Origin of the sequence: Chryseosolibacter histidinae, assembly GCF_018598225.1 — a bacterium.
Lineage (GTDB): Bacteria > Bacteroidota > Bacteroidia > Cytophagales > Cyclobacteriaceae > Chryseosolibacter > Chryseosolibacter histidini.
Genome location: NZ_JAHESF010000007.1, coordinates 83,344 through 99,315, shown reverse-complemented (window position 1 = coordinate 99,315; position 15,972 = coordinate 83,344). Strand labels below are relative to the sequence as shown.

The following is a 15,972-nucleotide window of genomic DNA, read 5'->3' as shown; positions in this document are numbered from 1 at the left end:
CTCAAAATTGCCGGTTCACTGCGCAGCCTTTTTGCGTAGTGAATTTTTTTACGTTTTTTTAAGAAATTTTTCTCCATGACTGTTAACAGGGACAATACTGCACTCCTTAGTAATATTCAACACTTGACCGATAAGGGTTTTTGCATCCTTCATCATATCTTTACACAGAATGAGTTGGACCAGATGAAGTCCATGCTGCAGGCGTACTGTGAAGCCAAATCGGAGGACACTTATGCCATCAGAAACCTTTTGCAGGAAATACCAGGATTGAAGTCGTTGGCCCTCAATTCCAATCTGCTGAAGATCCTGGACACCATCGATCCGGCCCTGTTCCTTACAAAAGCCATTTACTTCGATAAAACACAGGAGTCGAACTGGTATGTTACCTGGCACCAGGACATTGTGATCAATGTGAACGAAAAAATTGAAATCAACGGTTTTACGGGATGGACGAAGAAGTTCGGTGTGCATGGCGTAGTGCCTCCCGATGAATACCTGAAAAATACTGTTACCGTGAGAATTCACCTTGACGATACCGATGAGACGAATGGTGCCCTGAAAGTGATCCCTGGCTCGCACAATAAAAAGTTGTCGGATGATGAGATTGCCCTCATCACGCAAAACAGTATCCCTTATGTCTGTGAAGTTCCGGCGTGTGGCATCCAGATCATGAAGCCACTGCTTCTTCATGCGTCGTCAAAAGCAACAAGCCTGAAACACAGGCGCGTGATCCACCTGGAATTCAATTCGCAAGAAATGCCAGACAAACTAGCCTGGGCAGAGCGAACTGAGTTCCGTTCTGCGATGGCGTAATTTACTTCATGCGTGTCTCCGTTATTATACTGTTTATAACCTTGGTGCTCGCCTGTGGACCAGATTCTACTGAAGACATCGTCATCGAATCACCACAAGGACCGATGAAGATCTCGTTGCATTCCGAAGGCACTGTCAATTACCTTCAATGCTACGTTAACGACAGCCTCACAAGCACGTGGCCGTTGCGTTATCCCGTTTTTAAGATGGTGAAAGGTGATGTGAACAACGATGGCACAGAAGACCTGGCTGTGGGTGTGATCAAACCCACGCGACGGGACCCGGTTGCCAGGAAACGCCTTTTTTTATTTCAGGTGCGCAACCGGTCTGTCATTCCGCTTTGGCTGGGCTCTTCCCTCAGTCACCCGATGGAAGACTTTTCGCTTTATAAAAGTGGCTCACGGTATGTGGTGAGGTCTATCGAGGTGGAAAAGAGTGAACGTTACCTGATCGCAGAGTATGAGTGGTTCGGGTTTGGTCTTTCATTCCGGAAGTATCTCCACCGCGAGCTGTCACTGGATAAAGCGCGGAGCCTACTTGATCAATAGCGCGCACTTTGCTTCCTTTGTATAAACCCCGCTTACGCATGTCATCATTCCAATCCCTCTTTGCACGTTTCGTTGTGGTAACGCTGATCCTGTTCATGGCCTGTTCAAAAGCTTCAACGGATGAAAAGAAGTCCGTGGAGGCCAGCACTACCGGAGCTGCCCCGAATGACGGTCAGGAAACTTTTGTTGTGGATGACGAATACCGCACATGGGATACTGTTGCCTATGAAACGCTGGTGAGCCAGCTTCCTGCATTCGACCTCAACCAGGATCTCTCAACAAAATCGCTTGAGGAGCTGCGCATCCTGCGGAACACCATTCCCGCACGCAAGGGCTACCTCTTTATGAACGCTGATCTGCGTTACTACTTTTATAGCACGCCCTGGTACAGAAGATTGATGGAAGCCCGTTGGTATGGCGACTGCGAGTACAGTGGATTGAAGCAGGCACCGCCCATCGCCTACACGCAGGAGGAAACTGCCTTTATGGAGAAGATCAGCAAGCTGGAGGCGCAGAAACGTGCACAGAATTACATTGTGCGCAACGGAATGAAATATGCCAACGTCAGCAACATCGTCAATGCCTGGCAATTCGGAGGGTTACCCGCACCATTGCTCAATGGACTCGACCGCAATGGGTTTGCCATTGTGCCGGCGCAACACGTTCAGCTCTTTCATACGTATGAGCAGAATGATTACAGCCAGACGCAGAACTTTGTTTCCACAGACCTCTATCTTCAGCTCTTTCACATGCACTTTTCGTTTATGCTGCGCGGACTGGAAGAGAACAGTTTTGTGCCCATACTTGGAGAGCTGTTGTACGGGATAGAAGATGTAACCAAGCGGCTGGCACATGATGAAAGTAGTGCAAGCCGAAAAGCAGACCTGGAATATACCCAGGCTTTTTATGCGGTTCCCCTGGCGTTACTCGGTGGAGAGCCGACCATCACTGCGCCCTACAGTAGTAAAGTTGAAGGCGAGCTCGATAGGATCGAAAAAGAACAATCTGCCACATCGGGTTTGCTGGCAGCGTATGCAACAGCAGAATTTCCGTATGATATGTTCAAGCCGCGGGGGCATTATACGCGCACCGATACCCTGAAACGTTACTTCCGCTCTATGCAGTGGCTACAGCTCGGCGCGTATTGTATGGAAGACGATGCAGACCTTCGCCGCGCATTGACTGCTGCCTTCGTGCTGAAGACGGGAAAGTCGAGAACAGGCAGGCCACTTGTCGATTTATACAGTGCCATTCTGGAGCCCACTACTTTCCTCATCGGCAAGCCTGATAACCTTTCGTTGCTGGATCTTTGCACGCTGTTGCGCGACAGGAATATCACCACCCTCGCTGACCTTCTTAAACCTGAGAGCATTACCAGCATGCGAACTGCCTTAACAGAATTATCGGCATCGAAGAACGTGATCAAACCCAAAATTGAAAACACCTGCCGGGAAAAGATCAATTTTATGCCGGCGCGGTTTGTGCTCGACAGCGAGATCCTGCAGGAGATGACCGACCTCGATGCCCGCCCTTACCCAAGAGGGCTTGATGTGCTGGCCTCATTCGGGAGCCAGGCTTCGGAAGAGATACTGGTCAATGACCTGAAGGAAGATAAGTCGTGGAATAAATTTCTTCCCCAGCTGGAGAAGATGAAAACCAAATACAAGAACTACGAGGGCTGGGATGAGTCGGTGTATGCCAAATGGATCGATGGTTTGAACAAGTTGCTGGTGCCCGATAAACGGTACCCTTCGTTCATGCAGCTTCCTTCATGGAAAAAGAAAAATCTCAACACGGCGCTGGCCTCGTGGGCAGAGCTGAAGCACGATGCCATCCTTTATACGGAGCAACCGATGGCCGCTGAATGTGGTGGAGGTGAAGAGTGCTCGCCACCACCCGAGCCCTATGTGCTGGGATATGTGGAACCCAATACCAATTATTGGAAAAGCGCGATGGAGCTGCTGACCCTCACCAGCCAGCTGCTTGAAAAACATGGCTTGCTCGATAACCGGATCAATGGACGCCAGTCACAGCTCCGTGACCTGTGCGCGTTCCTCCTGAGCATAAGTGAAAAGGAGCTGCGGGGTGAAAAATTGCTGGAACAGGAATACAGGACCATCGAGATCATTGGAACAACTGTGGAGAATATCACCTTGTCGATCATGGACACCTGGAGCTGGGATTACATTTCCGGTCCTGATAGAGAGATCGCGGTGGTGGCAGATATTTATACCAACAACCAACCGAACAAGCCCGGTATTCTTCATGCTGCCGTAGGATATGGCAACGACCTTTATGTTGTGGTGGAGATCGAAGGTTACCTGTATGTGACAAAAGGCTCCACGTTCAGCTACTACGAGTTTCCTGTTCCGCTTAACAACCGGCTGACGGATGAAGAATGGCAGGAGATGCTCAAAAACGGGAAGGCTTTTCCCCTTCAGCCCTGGATGGAAGACGTCATCATCAAGCTCGATGGAACGCTCACGCCCCAGGTAAAGGAATATCTTTACAGTTCAGGATGCTGAGATCGTTGCGCGCGAATTGGTGGTTCATCTTGCTGCTGATGGCGTGCGGGCACAAGCCGGCGCAGGAGCTTTCGGTGATCTTCGGTGGCGATGTGATGCTCGACCGTGGCATTCGTGTGCAGATCAGCCGCCAGGGTATGGGATATTTTACAGACGATCTTATACCCGAGATCAGCAAGGCAGATTATACGATCATCAACCTCGAGTGCCCTGCAACAGACATCGTTGCGCCGCTGACGAAAAAATATGTATTCAGGGCAGAACCGGCGTGGCTTGCAGACCTGCGCAAGGCCGGTATCACGCACGGCATACTGGCCAACAACCACAGCTATGATCAGGGCCGGGATGGCCTGGTCTCAACAGCCAGGAACATGGCGCTTTCGGGCATCACCCCCATCGGATTTGGTCAGACGCAAACAGCTGCCTGTGCACCCGTAGTGCTTTTGAAGAATGGAATGGAAGTGGCCATCTTTTCGAGCGTTACACTTCCACTGGAGGGCTGGATGTACCTGGATGACAGCCCGGGAATGTGCCAGGCGAGTATCGATGATCTGGTTCAGTCGGTGTCGGCGTACCGGGCGGCGCATCCCGCATCCTTTATTGTTGTTACCCTGCACTGGGGTGTGGAATATCAATCAACGCCTACGGCAACGCAGCGTGAGCAGGCAAAAGCGTTGGTAATGGTGGGAACGGACCTGATCATCGGGCACCATCCGCATGTTGTTCAAACGTATGAGCGCATCAATGGCAAGCCGGTGTTCTACAGCCTTGGCAACCTTATCTTCGATAACCCGAGGACGATCACGCATCGTGGTATCCTTGTAAAGCTGACGCTTCGCCCGAAAGAGAATGATATCACCATCATTCCGTACGAGGCCGTGAAGAACAAACCCATCATCCGCTCGTCAGAGATCACTTCGTATTGAGACCGGCCCTGTGGTGCCCAGATCCTGCCCGTTGATCCCTTCCGGAAATTTTGTGGAATGGTTCGAACCGAAGCAGTAACGCGACAGATACACGTTTTGCTATACGGCTGCTCAGACCTTTTTTATCCTGATGGCCTGTAAGCCCTTGACCGTTCTTTCTGTCTCAAAAGAGACCATGTCGTTCTCTTTGATAGCAATGGTCAGTGCGTTGGCATGTACGAATATGCTTTCCGCTGTTTTGGTATCCTTGATGAATCCATAACCCTTGGATTCGTTGAAGAACATGACGCGGCCCTTTCTGGTGAGATCGGTGACAACCTCTCCCGTGTTTCTTGAGCCGATCACTATTTCACTGTTATTGATGACCTTCTTTTTAGAAGGGTCCGGTGGTGTTGAAGAAATATTGCCGTTTTCGTCGATGTAGGCCATCATGTCTTCAAGCGATTGGCCCGCTTTGGCATTGGCTTTCCGTTCAGCTTTCCGCTGTTCCTTGTCTTTCTTTTTTTGCTGTTTTCTCTTTTGTACTTCTTTCTTGTTGAAGGTATCTGCCATATGGTTGGTCTGGGTTGCTTAATTACTACTGATTTTGTTCACACGCAGAACAAATTGTTTGTCCATCGAGAACTCGTACGTGGCGTTGGAGATCAATTCACTCGCTTTTCCGGAAAGCTGCAGGATCTCCCAAAGATCGTGGGCAATGGCGGAGTCTTTAAGGCCGCTGAGTGCCTTTCCTGATGATACCTGCAAGGCGAACGTATATCCACCTTTTTGCTTCGGATTCAATGCCTTGAATTCGTGATTTGAAAGCTGATAAGATTGTGGTTCGTTCGCTGAATCAATCATCATCTTTAAGATCGCGGGCCTGTACTTGCTCCATACCGGAGTATAGATTTTTCCTGTCATAAGTTTTGTTTTTGACTGGTTGTTCAAATTTTTCACACCGCCGTATACCGGAGAACCTCCATTCATCGCTTTACAAGCATTTATAGCGATGCCTTACTAAAGTGTTCTTCAAATAGCTTATCTTGAAGTGTGGGGATGAGCAGATAAGAATCTTTGAGCGGGTGAATAGATTAATAAGTGGACAAAGGTAGCTTTTTTTGTGGGATTCGCTACCATGAACATGGATCGCGTTACAGCCGCTTGTGATACTGGTGGATGGATTAGGGTAGGAATTATCGCTAAATGTGCTACCTTTACAAGGTCAATTGCGGAAAAGTTAATTCACTGCACCTGGTTCTGCCCACAGTAGTTTCTTAAATCTCCTCAGTTAATAGGCAGTATACCTACGATTTGTTGAGCAATAGCAGAGGTCTGTTGCCTGGTATTTTCGATCGGCTGGCTGCCATCAACGCATTCCTTGAATTAAAAAATTGCCCCGATGAGTAGATCAATCACAATTAAATTCTCCGGTGGTCAGCGGGATTTCGTAACAACATTGAATAAGCGGGTTAACGAATATTTTAAGACCAATAATATCGCCAGGCAGGGAAATGCCGAGATGCTTGTGAAGAGCATCCTGATGTTCACACTCTACCTCGTACCTTATTTTCTGATCGTGTCAGGTTTGGTGACTAACCCGTGGGCGTTGCTGCTGCTCACCGTGGTGTTGGGCATTGGATTGGCGGGCATCGGCTTGTCAGTGATGCATGACGCGAACCATGGCGCATACTCCAAAAAGAAATGGGTGAACAAATTCTTCGGGCATTCCATCAACCTGTTGGGCGTTTCAGCTTTCAACTGGAAGATGCAGCACAATGTTCTTCATCACTCCTATACAAATGTTCACGAAGAAGATGAAGACATCAGTCCCAGGGGCGCGCTCCGCCTCACGCCTCATTCCCGCTGGAAGAAGATCCATAAATACCAGTTCATATATGCTTGGTTCCTGTACGGCCTGATGACCGTTGTTTGGATCTTTTATAAGGACTTTTCAAGACTCTACCGGTATCAGCACAACGGACTCGCTAAAAGCCAGGAGGCAAATGTAGCGACGGAGTGGGCAATCCTCATTTTGACCAAAATTGTATACATCGGTTATACTTTTGTTATTCCATTCGTGCTGACATCGCTGCTATGGTGGCAGGTGTTGCTGGGAATTATGATCATGCACTATGTCTCCGGATTTATCCTGGCCATCATCTTCCAGCCAGCGCACGTGATCGAAGGAACTGAATTTCCGTTACCGGATGAAAGCGGAACCCTCGAGAACAGCTGGGCCGTACATCAGCTGCTCACTACAACAAACTTTGGAAATAACAGCAAATGGTTTTCGTGGTATGTGGGTGGATTGAATTTTCAGATCGAGCATCATTTGTTTCCGAATGTCTGTCATGTGCATTATCGGAAAATAGCCTCCATTGTAAAGTCGACCGCGTTTGAATTTGGCTTGCCTTACAAAACATCCAGAACGTTTCTTTCCGCTTTGGCAGGACATGCGCGACTCCTGAAACAACTGGGTAAAAAAACCACTTTGGCAACCGTGTGCGCTTAATGAATCCAATATGATCAAACTTGCAAAACCATATAAAATTGTCCGCGAAAGGATCAAACGTTATGAAACGCATTATCAGGTTCCCGCTGAGCGGACGTTGGTAGTTCCTATGAAGAGCTTTGGCGCGGAAGTTTCATGCGACGTCAGGTGGGAAGACGGCAACGGAGAATTGCATTTGCTGGAGAATAAAGTATTTGTCCCGGAAAGTCTGGTTCCTTTGAATCCATTGCTGGAACCGAAGCTTTATGAATTATGGAAGCACTATTATGAAATGGAATAGCAAATTGACACCTTCAAACACGAGGTACTTACACAGAACTGATCTTAACTATTTACACTTTTAATTTTTCAACAATGAACATTTACGTAGCAAACATTTCTTTTAAAGCATCGGATGATGAGTTAAAGGAATTATTCGAGCAGCATGGTGAGGTTACTTCAGCCAAGATCATCATGGACAAATTGACAAACCGTAGCCGTGGTTTCGGTTTCGTAGAAATGGCAGATAGTGCTTCTGCAAAACAAGCCATCAGTGAATTGAATGGATATAATTTTCAAGGCAAGGAATTGGTCGTGAACGAAGCCCGCCCGAAAACAGATGCGCCACGCGGTGGTGGTGGATATGGCAACAGCGGCAGAAGTGGTGGCTACGGCGGTGGCGACCGCGGTGGTTACAACAAGAAATGGTAATCGCTCCAACAGGTAAAAAATCGAAGCCTCCAGCTAACTGGGGGCTTTTTTTGTGTGCCTTTGAACCAAACCGGCCGCTAAATTGGTTACCCAGCCATGGAAACCATCCCCGTCAGGCACTTCCCATCGGTTCAATGTAAGTCGCATGCCACCACAGGCTTCGTGATACGCGACGTCCGCGACCTGCTCGCCGGCAAAGACATTGCAGGCGAGCCCCACAGGCATAACTTCTTTTTTATGCTGGCGCTCGAAAAAGGCGCGGGTGATCATAAAATAGATTTTCAGTCCTTTCCGGTGAACGACCGTTCCGTGTTCTTTCTGCGGCCGGGACAGGCGCACCAGCTCACCCTGAAGGCCGGAAGCACCGGATATCTCATGCAATTTGATTCAGGCTTCTATTATCCTGACGATAAGCCCTCGCGGAAACTGCTGCGCCAGGCAAGCCATCAGAACGTGTACCAGCCTGATGCAGGAGATTTCGAAAAGTTAGGAGCTGTACTCAGTTACATCTTCCGGGAGTACGCAACACAGGGCGACGGATATCAGCAGATCATCAAGGCGAACCTGAGCATTTTTTTCATCGAGCTTCTCAGGCAAAAGAAGAATGCCACTGATGCCGGCGACGTCAACACGTATGCGCAGGAGCGCCTGGAAGAGCTTCTGGAGCTTTTGGAAACGCATATCATTGACCACAAGCAAGTGTCTCAATACGCGGACATGCTGAATCTTTCGCCGTACCAGCTGAACGCGATCACCAAAACAACCCTTGGTAAAACCTGCTCGGAGCTGATCAACGACCAGGTGGTGCTGGAGGCAAAACGATTCCTGCTGGGAACCACCAGCCAGGTAAACCAGATCGCCTGTGACCTGGGCTACGACGATGCTTCCTATTTCACCAGGTTCTTTAAAAAACAAACGGGGTACTCACCGGAAACCTTCCGGCATAATTTCAGATAAGTACCACGCAATTTCAATTTTGTCCTGTTCCGGGTGCCTTCGTCAACCATATTTTTGCCATAGAATAAGATCGTAAAAGTATTTTTCTGATGAGCCCAAAAATGAAGCTGTTTGCCGCCCTGAAGATCTGGGTGGTGATCTATCCGTCCATTACATTGTTTCTTTATGCTTTCGGTGAAGCGTTGTCTGTTTTGCCCTTATATCAGCGCACATTCGTGTTAACTTTTTTATTGGTTCCATGGATGATTTTTGTGGGCGTTCCTTTTGTCGACCGGGTGATCCGCCTGCTGTCACCCGGAAACGGCATGAAAATGAGTGAGCGGAAATAGTTGCCTCTTCAGTAACAACCCTTAAAACAAGAACAAATGTTTGATGATACGCGCTTTGATGTGATCATTGTTGGTGGCAGCTATTCAGGACTTGCCGCCGGTATGGCTTTGGGCCGGGCATTGCGAAAGGTTTTGATCATCGATAGCGGAAAACCGTGCAACAGGCAAACCCCTCACTCGCATAACTTTCTGACACACGATGGAAAGGCTCCCGCAGAAATTGCAGCGCTGGCAAGGCAGCAGGTGGAAAGGTATGATACCGTGAAGCTTATCGCAGACGTTGCTACCCAGGGTGTCAAAACGGCGAAGGGCTTCGAGATCAGCACGGCATCAGGCCAAACATTTTCTGCGAAGAAGCTGATCTTTGCCACCGGTGTCAGGGATATCATGCCCGACCTGGATGGTTTTGCCGAATGTTGGGGCATCTCGGTACTTCACTGCCCGTATTGTCACGGGTACGAAGTGCGCCATAAAAAGACGGCCATCCTGGGCAACGGTGAGTATGCCTTTGAGTTCGGTACGCTGATCTCAAACTGGACTGATAACCTCACGCTGCTGACCAACGGACCGTCTACGCTTACTGCCGAACAACGTGCCAGGCTCGGTAAGCACAATATAAAAGTGATTGAAACAGCGATTGAGAAACTGGAGCATCGCAGCGGCCATGTTGAACGGGTCCGCTTCCAGGATGGCACGGCGTTTTCCGTTGAGGCCGTGTATGCGCGTTGTGCCTTCGAGCAGCATTGCATGATCCCACAAGCGTTGGGTTGCGATCTTTCGGATGATGGATATATTAAGATCGATGCATTTCACAAGACCACAGTAGAAGGGGTTTTTGCCTGTGGCGACAACACCACCCGTATGCGAACTGTAGCGAATGCGGTTGGTATGGGAACAACCACGGGTGCCATCGTGAACAAAGAAATTGTGTTTGAGAATTTTTAAAAGAAAGTAAGGGGCTACTGCTTTCGTGTGTTGCAGAACCTTTCCATGGCAGCATAGCCGTTACCGATAAGGAGATCCTTTTCTTCAACGGAGAGCTTCCTGATCTTCGGACCGATATCTCCCGAGCTTATCGATACCGTTCTCTGCCAATCCTGGCTGATGAGTGGCACGCGGTTGAGGTTCTCGATCGCGTAGCTATAGAAGGCAGCCATGTAGTTTCTGAAGCGTTGGATGGGGATCGGTGCCAGTCCCTTTCCCAGGGAGTCGTACCTGATCTGCTCCGGTGTGTCTATCCGGATTCCGATGGTGGCAGGATTGGCGCTCCGTTTTACAACGCCATGGTCGGTGCTCACGCTGTCGAAGACGGTGATAGGGAAATTGCCCGTAAGCCCGCCGTCTACAACGAGGTCATGATACGCATTTGCTTGTTTCCGGTTCAGCACATGCCCTGAAGAATCGATGATCACCGCTTCAAAGTACAGGGGTATGGACATGCTGATCCTGACGGCATCCTTCACTTTCATGTTTGGATACGATTGATAAGAGAACACGATCAGCTTTTGGTGGTTGAGGCTTGTGCCCGTCACATAAAGATCTTTGAATTTCCGCGCATGCAATTCCTGGAACGTGATGTCTTTATTACCGGTCTTGTCTTCAATGATCTTTTCCAGCCAATGTGTAAAAGCGCTGCCGCGATACCAGCCGTAGTTGCGATTCAATCGTGTAAAACCGCCGATGAAAAAGAACCTCCCATCATTGAATTTCTGAAGTTTGGTTTTGTAGATCAGGTCCTCGATTTCCTGGCTGTTATATCCCAGGGATACTGCCAGCGCCGCGATCGCTCCCGCTGAAGTTCCGGCTACCTTGTGAAGGTCTTTTATCATTCCCTTTTCTTCGAGGTATTTGATGGCGCCAACGTAAGCAACGCCCCTTACACCGGCCCCTTCCAGTACGAGGTTCCTGACGTCTTGTGCAACAACAGAAGCGCTGATAAATAAAAGAGAGAAAAGAGATATTCTTAATGGCATGGGCATGACTTAAAAATAATTCACAACATCCTGCCAAAGATAGTCAAGGTAGGCAACTATCCATTCTTCTTATCGGAATGCCCCAGGTCTTTCTCCGGATTGATCACGTCGCGGATCAGTTGTTTGAGCTCTTTGGTCTCAGGAAATCGCCCTGATTGTTTCCTGTCAAATATCTCATTTCCATCGATCCGCACCACAAAACGCCCGTTCACCTCACTGGGTTGGAGCATCACCCCATGAACATCTTCCGTAAAGGTGGTAAGGATCTCCTGGGCGAAGTAGGCAGCGCGCAGCATCCAGCCGCACTTGGGACAATATTCAATATTGATCACTGGTTTCATGATACAAAGATAACTAGTCTCCACCACAGCCACCGCATCCACCGCCACAACCGCTGTCGCCGGAGCCGCATCCACTGCTGTCACCGGAGCTGCATCCGTTGCCGTTAGAATCGCTGGCGCTATCGAAGTCATCGCTGTAAGTGTTGAAGGTTGTCCAGCTTCCGCCGCAACTACTGGTGCTCTCAGGTATGAACGTTTCTGCAAAGGCTTCATCGATCACCTTCAACACCGCGAAGTTGAGACCCTGCAACAGGAATACATTTCCGCCGATGATCTTCAGCTTCTCCATTGCTTTTTCCCTGTCAGTGGCGATCAGCGGCGGCAGCTCCCGTTCCAGTTGCCGTATTTCACTTTCTACCTGTTGTTTGAGCAACAGTCCATGGGCGGTATGTTCATATTCACCAAAGACCTTTTGTATCAGCGATGCTGTGAAAGCATTCTGAAGCTCCGGCGACAACCTGATCGTTTTATGCAGTGCTCTTTTAGACCGGGCGTTTTCATAACCTACCTGGATACAGTTCCTGAACAACATCCTGGTATCCTCGTTTTTCCGGTAAGGCAACAGAAAAGTCAGCTCATGGGCCAGGATGTTATGTTCCGGGAAATTTTCACCCCTCGATACATATTTATAGGTCCGCACGGGATCCCGCAGGTTGAGCTGCCGTTCCACATCTTCAGCACGCAGCACCTGTTTCAGCAGCAGGTCCATGAATGTGAATTTCAGTAATTCTCTGACGGGAGCCTGGCTTCCGTCTCTGATCAGCAGTGTTTCTGCTGGTGTTAGTTTTGATAATAACATATTTTATATTGGTTTTTTAACAATCCAGTATCGGCGGAGGTCTATGCGGCAGAAGTTGGTGTAGCGGAATCGGAGATGAGGAGGCGGCCAGAGGTCAGGCGGTGGGTCGTGTTGGAATTTCTGCTTGTAGAGGAGGAGGGTTTGTGCATACCAGTCGTTGAACTTGTCGCTTTCCTCCGGGCCGCCCCTGGTAGGACCGTGATGCACTTCACGTTTCAACACCTCAGTGCAGAATTCCTTCCAGTACGATCGTGTGTAGAGCAGGTGCAAGTGCCATACCTGGTCTACTTCTTCTGAAGGCGTCAGTGGTTGCTGACTGATGCATATGAGGAACATGAATTTTTTGTATTCCTCGATGGCCCTGATCGCAAAGATCTTGGACCATCCGTTTTCTTTTGCCAGCCTGTCGCTGAACATGAGCATCGCTTCATCATCATCGAGCTCAAACTCCTGGATGGTGTTCCAGTAATGTAGTTCGTGGTCATTCATTTTATAGTCGTTATTGTACATACTTTTTCCATCGTGTACTGATCGGGTCAGCACAGTCATTTTATCAGAAGAAAAAGGAAGAAAATGAGAGAACGCAGAACGGCGCGAAAGAGGAAACGAGGTCAGTGAAACTTTTAGTTAGTTGTCATTTTTCATTTTGATCTCATCTACTGATATAAACGTAAAGGCACACGGCGGGTTAGCAGTGCTGAAAAATTTTTATCGTGGAACGCAGGATGTGTTTATGTTTCACAAGCAAGTAGAAGTCCGTGGTCCATGGTCCATAGACCATAGTCCATAGTCCATAGTTAGGGGTAGTTAAAGCGTCCCGTATATTGCTTCGTAGCACAAAAGAAGAAACCAACGCTCCCAGCATGGACCATGGACCATCGGCTATGGACTGTATCGAAGCCGTGAAACAACCTTAAACTTCAAACTTCAAACTTTAAACTTCAAACTTGAAACCTGAAACTTGAAACCTGAAACTTCTAACCAACTTCATACGCCACGATCTCCTGCTGAAGCTTGTCCATCTGGCTTCGGATGCGGAGCACTTCATTTTCCATTTCAATTTTCTTATCCGTAGATACCTGCGGCGAATCTTTGATCAGCTGAAGCTCGATCTCTTTGAACTTGAGGCCCGTTTGCATGGTATCCTTACGCAGCTTCATATCGGCGATGTACTCACGCGTAAAGCTTTCAACTTTGTACGAGGGCACCAGCTTGCGGCCAATATAAGCACCGTGGCTGAGGCCCATGAGTATAATGAAGCTCATGTCCACTGTCGGCAGGATCGTGTTGCCAGTTTTGTCGTCCTGGTCTGAGAAGGGGGGAAAGAAATTTGCGATGGATGGAGAAGCAGCCGCCTCGACGATCTTGTCGATATAATTGAAATAGCTCACGGTAAAAGTGATGATGGCAAACAGCGTCCAGATCAGCATCTGGAACCGGCTCAGGTCAAGTCCTTCATCACTGCATACAAAATCCCTGAGCGATGCCTGGGTGTCGCGTTTCAGCGCATTGACCACGGCGGGAGGTGGTGTCTGTGTTTGTTGTGTGATGGTGATACCTTTTACGGTCACGTAGCTACCAAGACTAAGTCCGAGCAGCCAGATGGCCTCTTCCGAGAACACCAGCGAAAATTCATGAATGCGATTGATGGCGGCTACCGCGATGAAGGTAGAGACCTGGTAGGCAATGATCACGTAAGCCCAGGCCGTGGCCTGCAAACGCGACAGGCTGTATTTGCCGTCTTCACCTTTGAAAAATTCTTTGAACGAGTTGTTCGGGGCAAGCGCCTTGCGGATTGCCCAGAAGGCGAAGAACACAATGACGAGTCCGGAGATCTGGTAAATGAAAAGCATATGATGGAGTTTAGAAATTTCGACTTAGGAAAAGCAACGCATTCTTGTAAAAGATCCCGTCAAGCACCTCTGACAGGTTCACCGAATAAAGCAGCGGGTCAACCTGCGTGCGCAGGATCATTTTCTGCAACAGGATCTCCCGCATCACTCTATAATCGCCCGCATGGCAGTAGGCATCCAGGGCGTTGATCATGCCATCCATATCGGAGCCGATCACGATCATCTGCCAGACATAGTTTTTATCTTCCACATCTGAGCGCATCACCGTTTTTACGATGTGCAGGATGTTGGCGAGGATCGGCTCTGCCCAGATCGATTTATAGAGCACCGAGGTGCCGATATCATCGATGCCTTTCGAGACGCGGGTCATGGAGTCGATGATCTTCGAGCCACTGAGGATACGCTGATCCATGTTGAGACCGATCAGCCCTCTCGATCTGTGGATAGTGAGGATCTCCTCGTTGGAGAGATTGATATCCCATGGGTTGAACCATCCAGAATCGTTATAGACATCGTCCATGAGAAAGTGGTCGGTGCTTTCGTTTTCTTTTGTCGCCTCGCCGGTAACACCCATGTGGCTCGCCAGGATGGGAACCATGTCGCCTTTCTTCCAGTGATTTTCTTCCAGGTAGTTGTAATACCAGAGCCGGCCTTCCATGCTCATGTGTTTTACGTCGATGAGGATGCGGCGACCGTTCTCGCGTGAAAGCAATGCCTCCAGCACTTTTTTTCCGAGCTCCGTCATGCCTGAGCTCATGCCGCGCTCCTGGTTGAACACAACGTGCATGATACCTGCCAAACTCATGGCGTGGCCGCAGAGCTGGTTCCAGAAGTGGTGCGAGAAAGTGACAAAGAAAGGACTGTGATTTCCATTGCCCAATGCCTTCGTTTCACGGATGTTGTCAAGCATCTTGTCGAGTATCGCCTTTGTGTTCGGATGGGCCAGGTTGTTGAGCTGTTCAAGCTCGGCCTGGTGATCGGCAGGGATGGTATTAAGCTGGCCGGAACCGAAGGCATGCGCACCTTCCACGCTGAAGAGCACACCGATGATATTTTCTTGTGTTTGAGGCTCGAACCTTTCGTTCAGCTGCAGCCGTACCTTCATCTCGCGGAATGATCCGAAGATCACGATCTTATACTCTATGCCACCGATCTTTTTGCTCTTCGGGGCATTCATAAAATACTGGTATTCGCCGCGGAGGTCGTCCATGTATTCGTGATCGGGGCTCGACATCGCTTCGTAACGTGCGCCTTTCATGTTGAGCATGACCTTGGCGGTCACTTTTTCATATTCGCCGAACGTGACACTTCGCAGCACATGTTTCAGGAATGAGCGGAAGGGAACGTTCAGAAATTGCCGGAGCTTTCCACGATGAGGGTTGAGCACGTCGGTAGTCAGGATACCGGTAAGAAAGCCCTGTTCGATGGGGTAGAGCGAGAGGAAGATCAGCCTTACCGAACCCGAGCAGGCCGAGGAAAAGTCGATCTGCGAGAACTTGGCAGAGAATGGTGTGCGCAGGTTGGCCGTGTTGATCATGGCAGAGCGCTCACGCGTGGTAGGTGGGTCTGATTTCCAGATGTCGCTATCCGAGTTGTACGAATGGAGCACAGGATGACAGTGAAAGTCAACAAACATAGGGCAGGGTTTAGGGTATAGAAAATTCAGTCGGCGGCCGGGAAAACCGCCTGTAAAGCAAAAGCCCATCCGCACTGTTGTTCACAGA

18 protein-coding genes are annotated in these 15,972 nt (G+C 49.1%); 10 read left to right on the top strand and 8 right to left on the bottom strand.

Annotated features, from left to right (window positions below; translation table 11 throughout):
• Window positions 1-75 precede the first annotated feature (75 nt).
• From KK083_RS09115 to KK083_RS09100, 4 genes are all read left to right on the top strand, one after another.
• On the top strand, window positions 76-813 hold the full coding sequence (locus KK083_RS09115; RefSeq protein WP_262899478.1) for a phytanoyl-CoA dioxygenase family protein: 738 nt from the start codon (window positions 76-78) through the stop codon (window positions 811-813).
• A gap of 104 nt (window positions 814-917) precedes the next feature.
• Window positions 918-1,361: a hypothetical protein gene (locus KK083_RS09110; RefSeq protein WP_254162704.1), complete on the top strand. Its 444-nt coding sequence runs from the start codon at window positions 918-920 to the stop codon at window positions 1,359-1,361.
• A gap of 38 nt (window positions 1,362-1,399) precedes the next feature.
• The gene (locus tag KK083_RS09105) at window positions 1,400-3,886 is read left to right on the top strand and encodes a DUF3160 domain-containing protein (protein WP_254162702.1); all 2,487 of its coding nucleotides are present in this window, start codon (window positions 1,400-1,402) and stop codon (window positions 3,884-3,886) included.
• A complete protein-coding gene (locus KK083_RS09100) occupies window positions 3,880-4,812 on the top strand; it encodes a CapA family protein (protein ID WP_254162700.1) in 933 nt (310 codons plus the stop codon). The genes KK083_RS09105 and KK083_RS09100 overlap by 7 nt, the downstream gene beginning before the upstream one ends.
• 111 nt (window positions 4,813-4,923) lie before the next feature.
• Here KK083_RS09100 and KK083_RS09095 read toward each other — a convergent pair whose 3' ends face one another.
• On the bottom strand, window positions 4,924-5,364 hold the full coding sequence (locus tag KK083_RS09095) for a cold-shock protein (RefSeq protein WP_254162698.1): 441 nt from the start codon (window positions 5,362-5,364) through the stop codon (window positions 4,924-4,926).
• 18 nt (window positions 5,365-5,382) lie between these two features.
• Window positions 5,383-5,715, bottom strand: a complete 333-nt coding sequence (locus KK083_RS09090) for a hypothetical protein (protein ID WP_254162696.1) — start codon at window positions 5,713-5,715, stop codon at window positions 5,383-5,385.
• Window positions 5,716-6,193: 478 nt separating this feature from the next.
• On the opposite strand from KK083_RS09090, the gene KK083_RS09085 reads away from it, so the two are divergent.
• The 6 genes from KK083_RS09085 to KK083_RS09060 all read left to right on the top strand — a co-directional run bounded on the left by KK083_RS09085 (window position 6,194) and on the right by KK083_RS09060 (window position 10,227).
• Window positions 6,194-7,306, top strand: coding sequence for a fatty acid desaturase family protein (locus KK083_RS09085; protein ID WP_254162694.1), 1,113 nt, complete (start codon window positions 6,194-6,196; stop codon window positions 7,304-7,306).
• A 10-nt stretch (window positions 7,307-7,316) separates the two neighbouring features.
• Window positions 7,317-7,586 (top strand): hypothetical protein, encoded by a 270-nt coding sequence (locus KK083_RS09080; RefSeq protein WP_254162692.1) that lies wholly within the window; start codon window positions 7,317-7,319, stop codon window positions 7,584-7,586.
• A gap of 74 nt (window positions 7,587-7,660) precedes the next feature.
• Entirely contained in the window at window positions 7,661-7,996 is a 336-nt protein-coding gene (rbp, locus tag KK083_RS09075) for an RNA-binding regulator (protein ID WP_254162690.1), read from the top strand.
• Window positions 7,997-8,092: 96 nt separating this feature from the next.
• Window positions 8,093-8,953: a helix-turn-helix domain-containing protein gene (locus KK083_RS09070; RefSeq protein WP_254162688.1), complete on the top strand. Its 861-nt coding sequence runs from the start codon at window positions 8,093-8,095 to the stop codon at window positions 8,951-8,953.
• Window positions 8,954-9,042: 89 nt separating this feature from the next.
• Window positions 9,043-9,282 (top strand): putative antibiotic biosynthesis monooxygenase, encoded by a 240-nt coding sequence (locus KK083_RS09065; RefSeq protein ID WP_254162686.1) that lies wholly within the window; start codon window positions 9,043-9,045, stop codon window positions 9,280-9,282.
• A 36-nt stretch (window positions 9,283-9,318) separates the two neighbouring features.
• The gene (locus KK083_RS09060; RefSeq protein WP_254162684.1) at window positions 9,319-10,227 is read left to right on the top strand and encodes an NAD(P)/FAD-dependent oxidoreductase; all 909 of its coding nucleotides are present in this window, start codon (window positions 9,319-9,321) and stop codon (window positions 10,225-10,227) included.
• A 14-nt stretch (window positions 10,228-10,241) separates the two neighbouring features.
• Here the strand turns inward: KK083_RS09060 and KK083_RS09055 are convergent, their stop codons facing one another.
• The 6 genes from KK083_RS09055 to KK083_RS09030 form a co-directional block, all read right to left on the bottom strand.
• Entirely contained in the window at window positions 10,242-11,255 is a 1,014-nt protein-coding gene (locus KK083_RS09055; RefSeq protein WP_254162682.1) for a patatin-like phospholipase family protein, read from the bottom strand.
• A gap of 56 nt (window positions 11,256-11,311) precedes the next feature.
• Entirely contained in the window at window positions 11,312-11,596 is a 285-nt protein-coding gene (locus tag KK083_RS09050) for an Rdx family protein (RefSeq protein WP_254162680.1), read from the bottom strand.
• Window positions 11,597-11,609: 13 nt separating this feature from the next.
• Window positions 11,610-12,395, bottom strand: coding sequence for a hypothetical protein (locus KK083_RS09045; RefSeq protein ID WP_254162678.1), 786 nt, complete (start codon window positions 12,393-12,395; stop codon window positions 11,610-11,612).
• A gap of 3 nt (window positions 12,396-12,398) precedes the next feature.
• Window positions 12,399-12,938, bottom strand: coding sequence for a glycine-rich domain-containing protein (locus KK083_RS09040; RefSeq protein WP_254162676.1), 540 nt, complete (start codon window positions 12,936-12,938; stop codon window positions 12,399-12,401).
• 434 nt (window positions 12,939-13,372) lie between these two features.
• Window positions 13,373-14,248 (bottom strand): hypothetical protein, encoded by an 876-nt coding sequence (locus tag KK083_RS09035; protein ID WP_254162674.1) that lies wholly within the window; start codon window positions 14,246-14,248, stop codon window positions 13,373-13,375.
• A 10-nt stretch (window positions 14,249-14,258) separates the two neighbouring features.
• Window positions 14,259-15,884, bottom strand: a complete 1,626-nt coding sequence (locus KK083_RS09030; RefSeq protein ID WP_254162672.1) for a hypothetical protein — start codon at window positions 15,882-15,884, stop codon at window positions 14,259-14,261.
• Between the last annotated feature and the right edge of the window lie 88 nt (window positions 15,885-15,972).

Bases quoted from the DNA above. Each gene is read 5' to 3' on its own strand.
- KK083_RS09080 (WP_254162692.1), top strand. From the start codon at position 7,317: ATGATCAAACTTGCAAAACCATATAAAATTGTCCGCGAAAGGATCAAA.
- KK083_RS09030 (WP_254162672.1), bottom strand. From the start codon at position 15,884: ATGTTTGTTGACTTTCACTGTCATCCTGTGCTCCATTCGTACAACTCG.
- KK083_RS09110 (WP_254162704.1), top strand. From the start codon at position 918: ATGAAGATCTCGTTGCATTCCGAAGGCACTGTCAATTACCTTCAATGC.
- KK083_RS09095 (WP_254162698.1), bottom strand. From the start codon at position 5,364: ATGGCAGATACCTTCAACAAGAAAGAAGTACAAAAGAGAAAACAGCAA.
- KK083_RS09115 (WP_262899478.1), top strand. From the start codon at position 76: ATGACTGTTAACAGGGACAATACTGCACTCCTTAGTAATATTCAACAC.
- KK083_RS09090 (WP_254162696.1), bottom strand. From the start codon at position 5,715: ATGACAGGAAAAATCTATACTCCGGTATGGAGCAAGTACAGGCCCGCG.
- KK083_RS09035 (WP_254162674.1), bottom strand. From the start codon at position 14,248: ATGCTTTTCATTTACCAGATCTCCGGACTCGTCATTGTGTTCTTCGCC.
- KK083_RS09055 (WP_254162682.1), bottom strand. From the start codon at position 11,255: ATGCCATTAAGAATATCTCTTTTCTCTCTTTTATTTATCAGCGCTTCT.
- KK083_RS09085 (WP_254162694.1), top strand. From the start codon at position 6,194: ATGAGTAGATCAATCACAATTAAATTCTCCGGTGGTCAGCGGGATTTC.
- KK083_RS09050 (WP_254162680.1), bottom strand. From the start codon at position 11,596: ATGAAACCAGTGATCAATATTGAATATTGTCCCAAGTGCGGCTGGATG.
- KK083_RS09105 (WP_254162702.1), top strand. From the start codon at position 1,400: ATGTCATCATTCCAATCCCTCTTTGCACGTTTCGTTGTGGTAACGCTG.
- KK083_RS09070 (WP_254162688.1), top strand. From the start codon at position 8,093: ATGGAAACCATCCCCGTCAGGCACTTCCCATCGGTTCAATGTAAGTCG.
- KK083_RS09045 (WP_254162678.1), bottom strand. From the start codon at position 12,395: ATGTTATTATCAAAACTAACACCAGCAGAAACACTGCTGATCAGAGAC.
- KK083_RS09100 (WP_254162700.1), top strand. From the start codon at position 3,880: ATGCTGAGATCGTTGCGCGCGAATTGGTGGTTCATCTTGCTGCTGATG.
- KK083_RS09065 (WP_254162686.1), top strand. From the start codon at position 9,043: ATGAGCCCAAAAATGAAGCTGTTTGCCGCCCTGAAGATCTGGGTGGTG.
- KK083_RS09060 (WP_254162684.1), top strand. From the start codon at position 9,319: ATGTTTGATGATACGCGCTTTGATGTGATCATTGTTGGTGGCAGCTAT.
- rbp (WP_254162690.1), top strand. From the start codon at position 7,661: ATGAACATTTACGTAGCAAACATTTCTTTTAAAGCATCGGATGATGAG.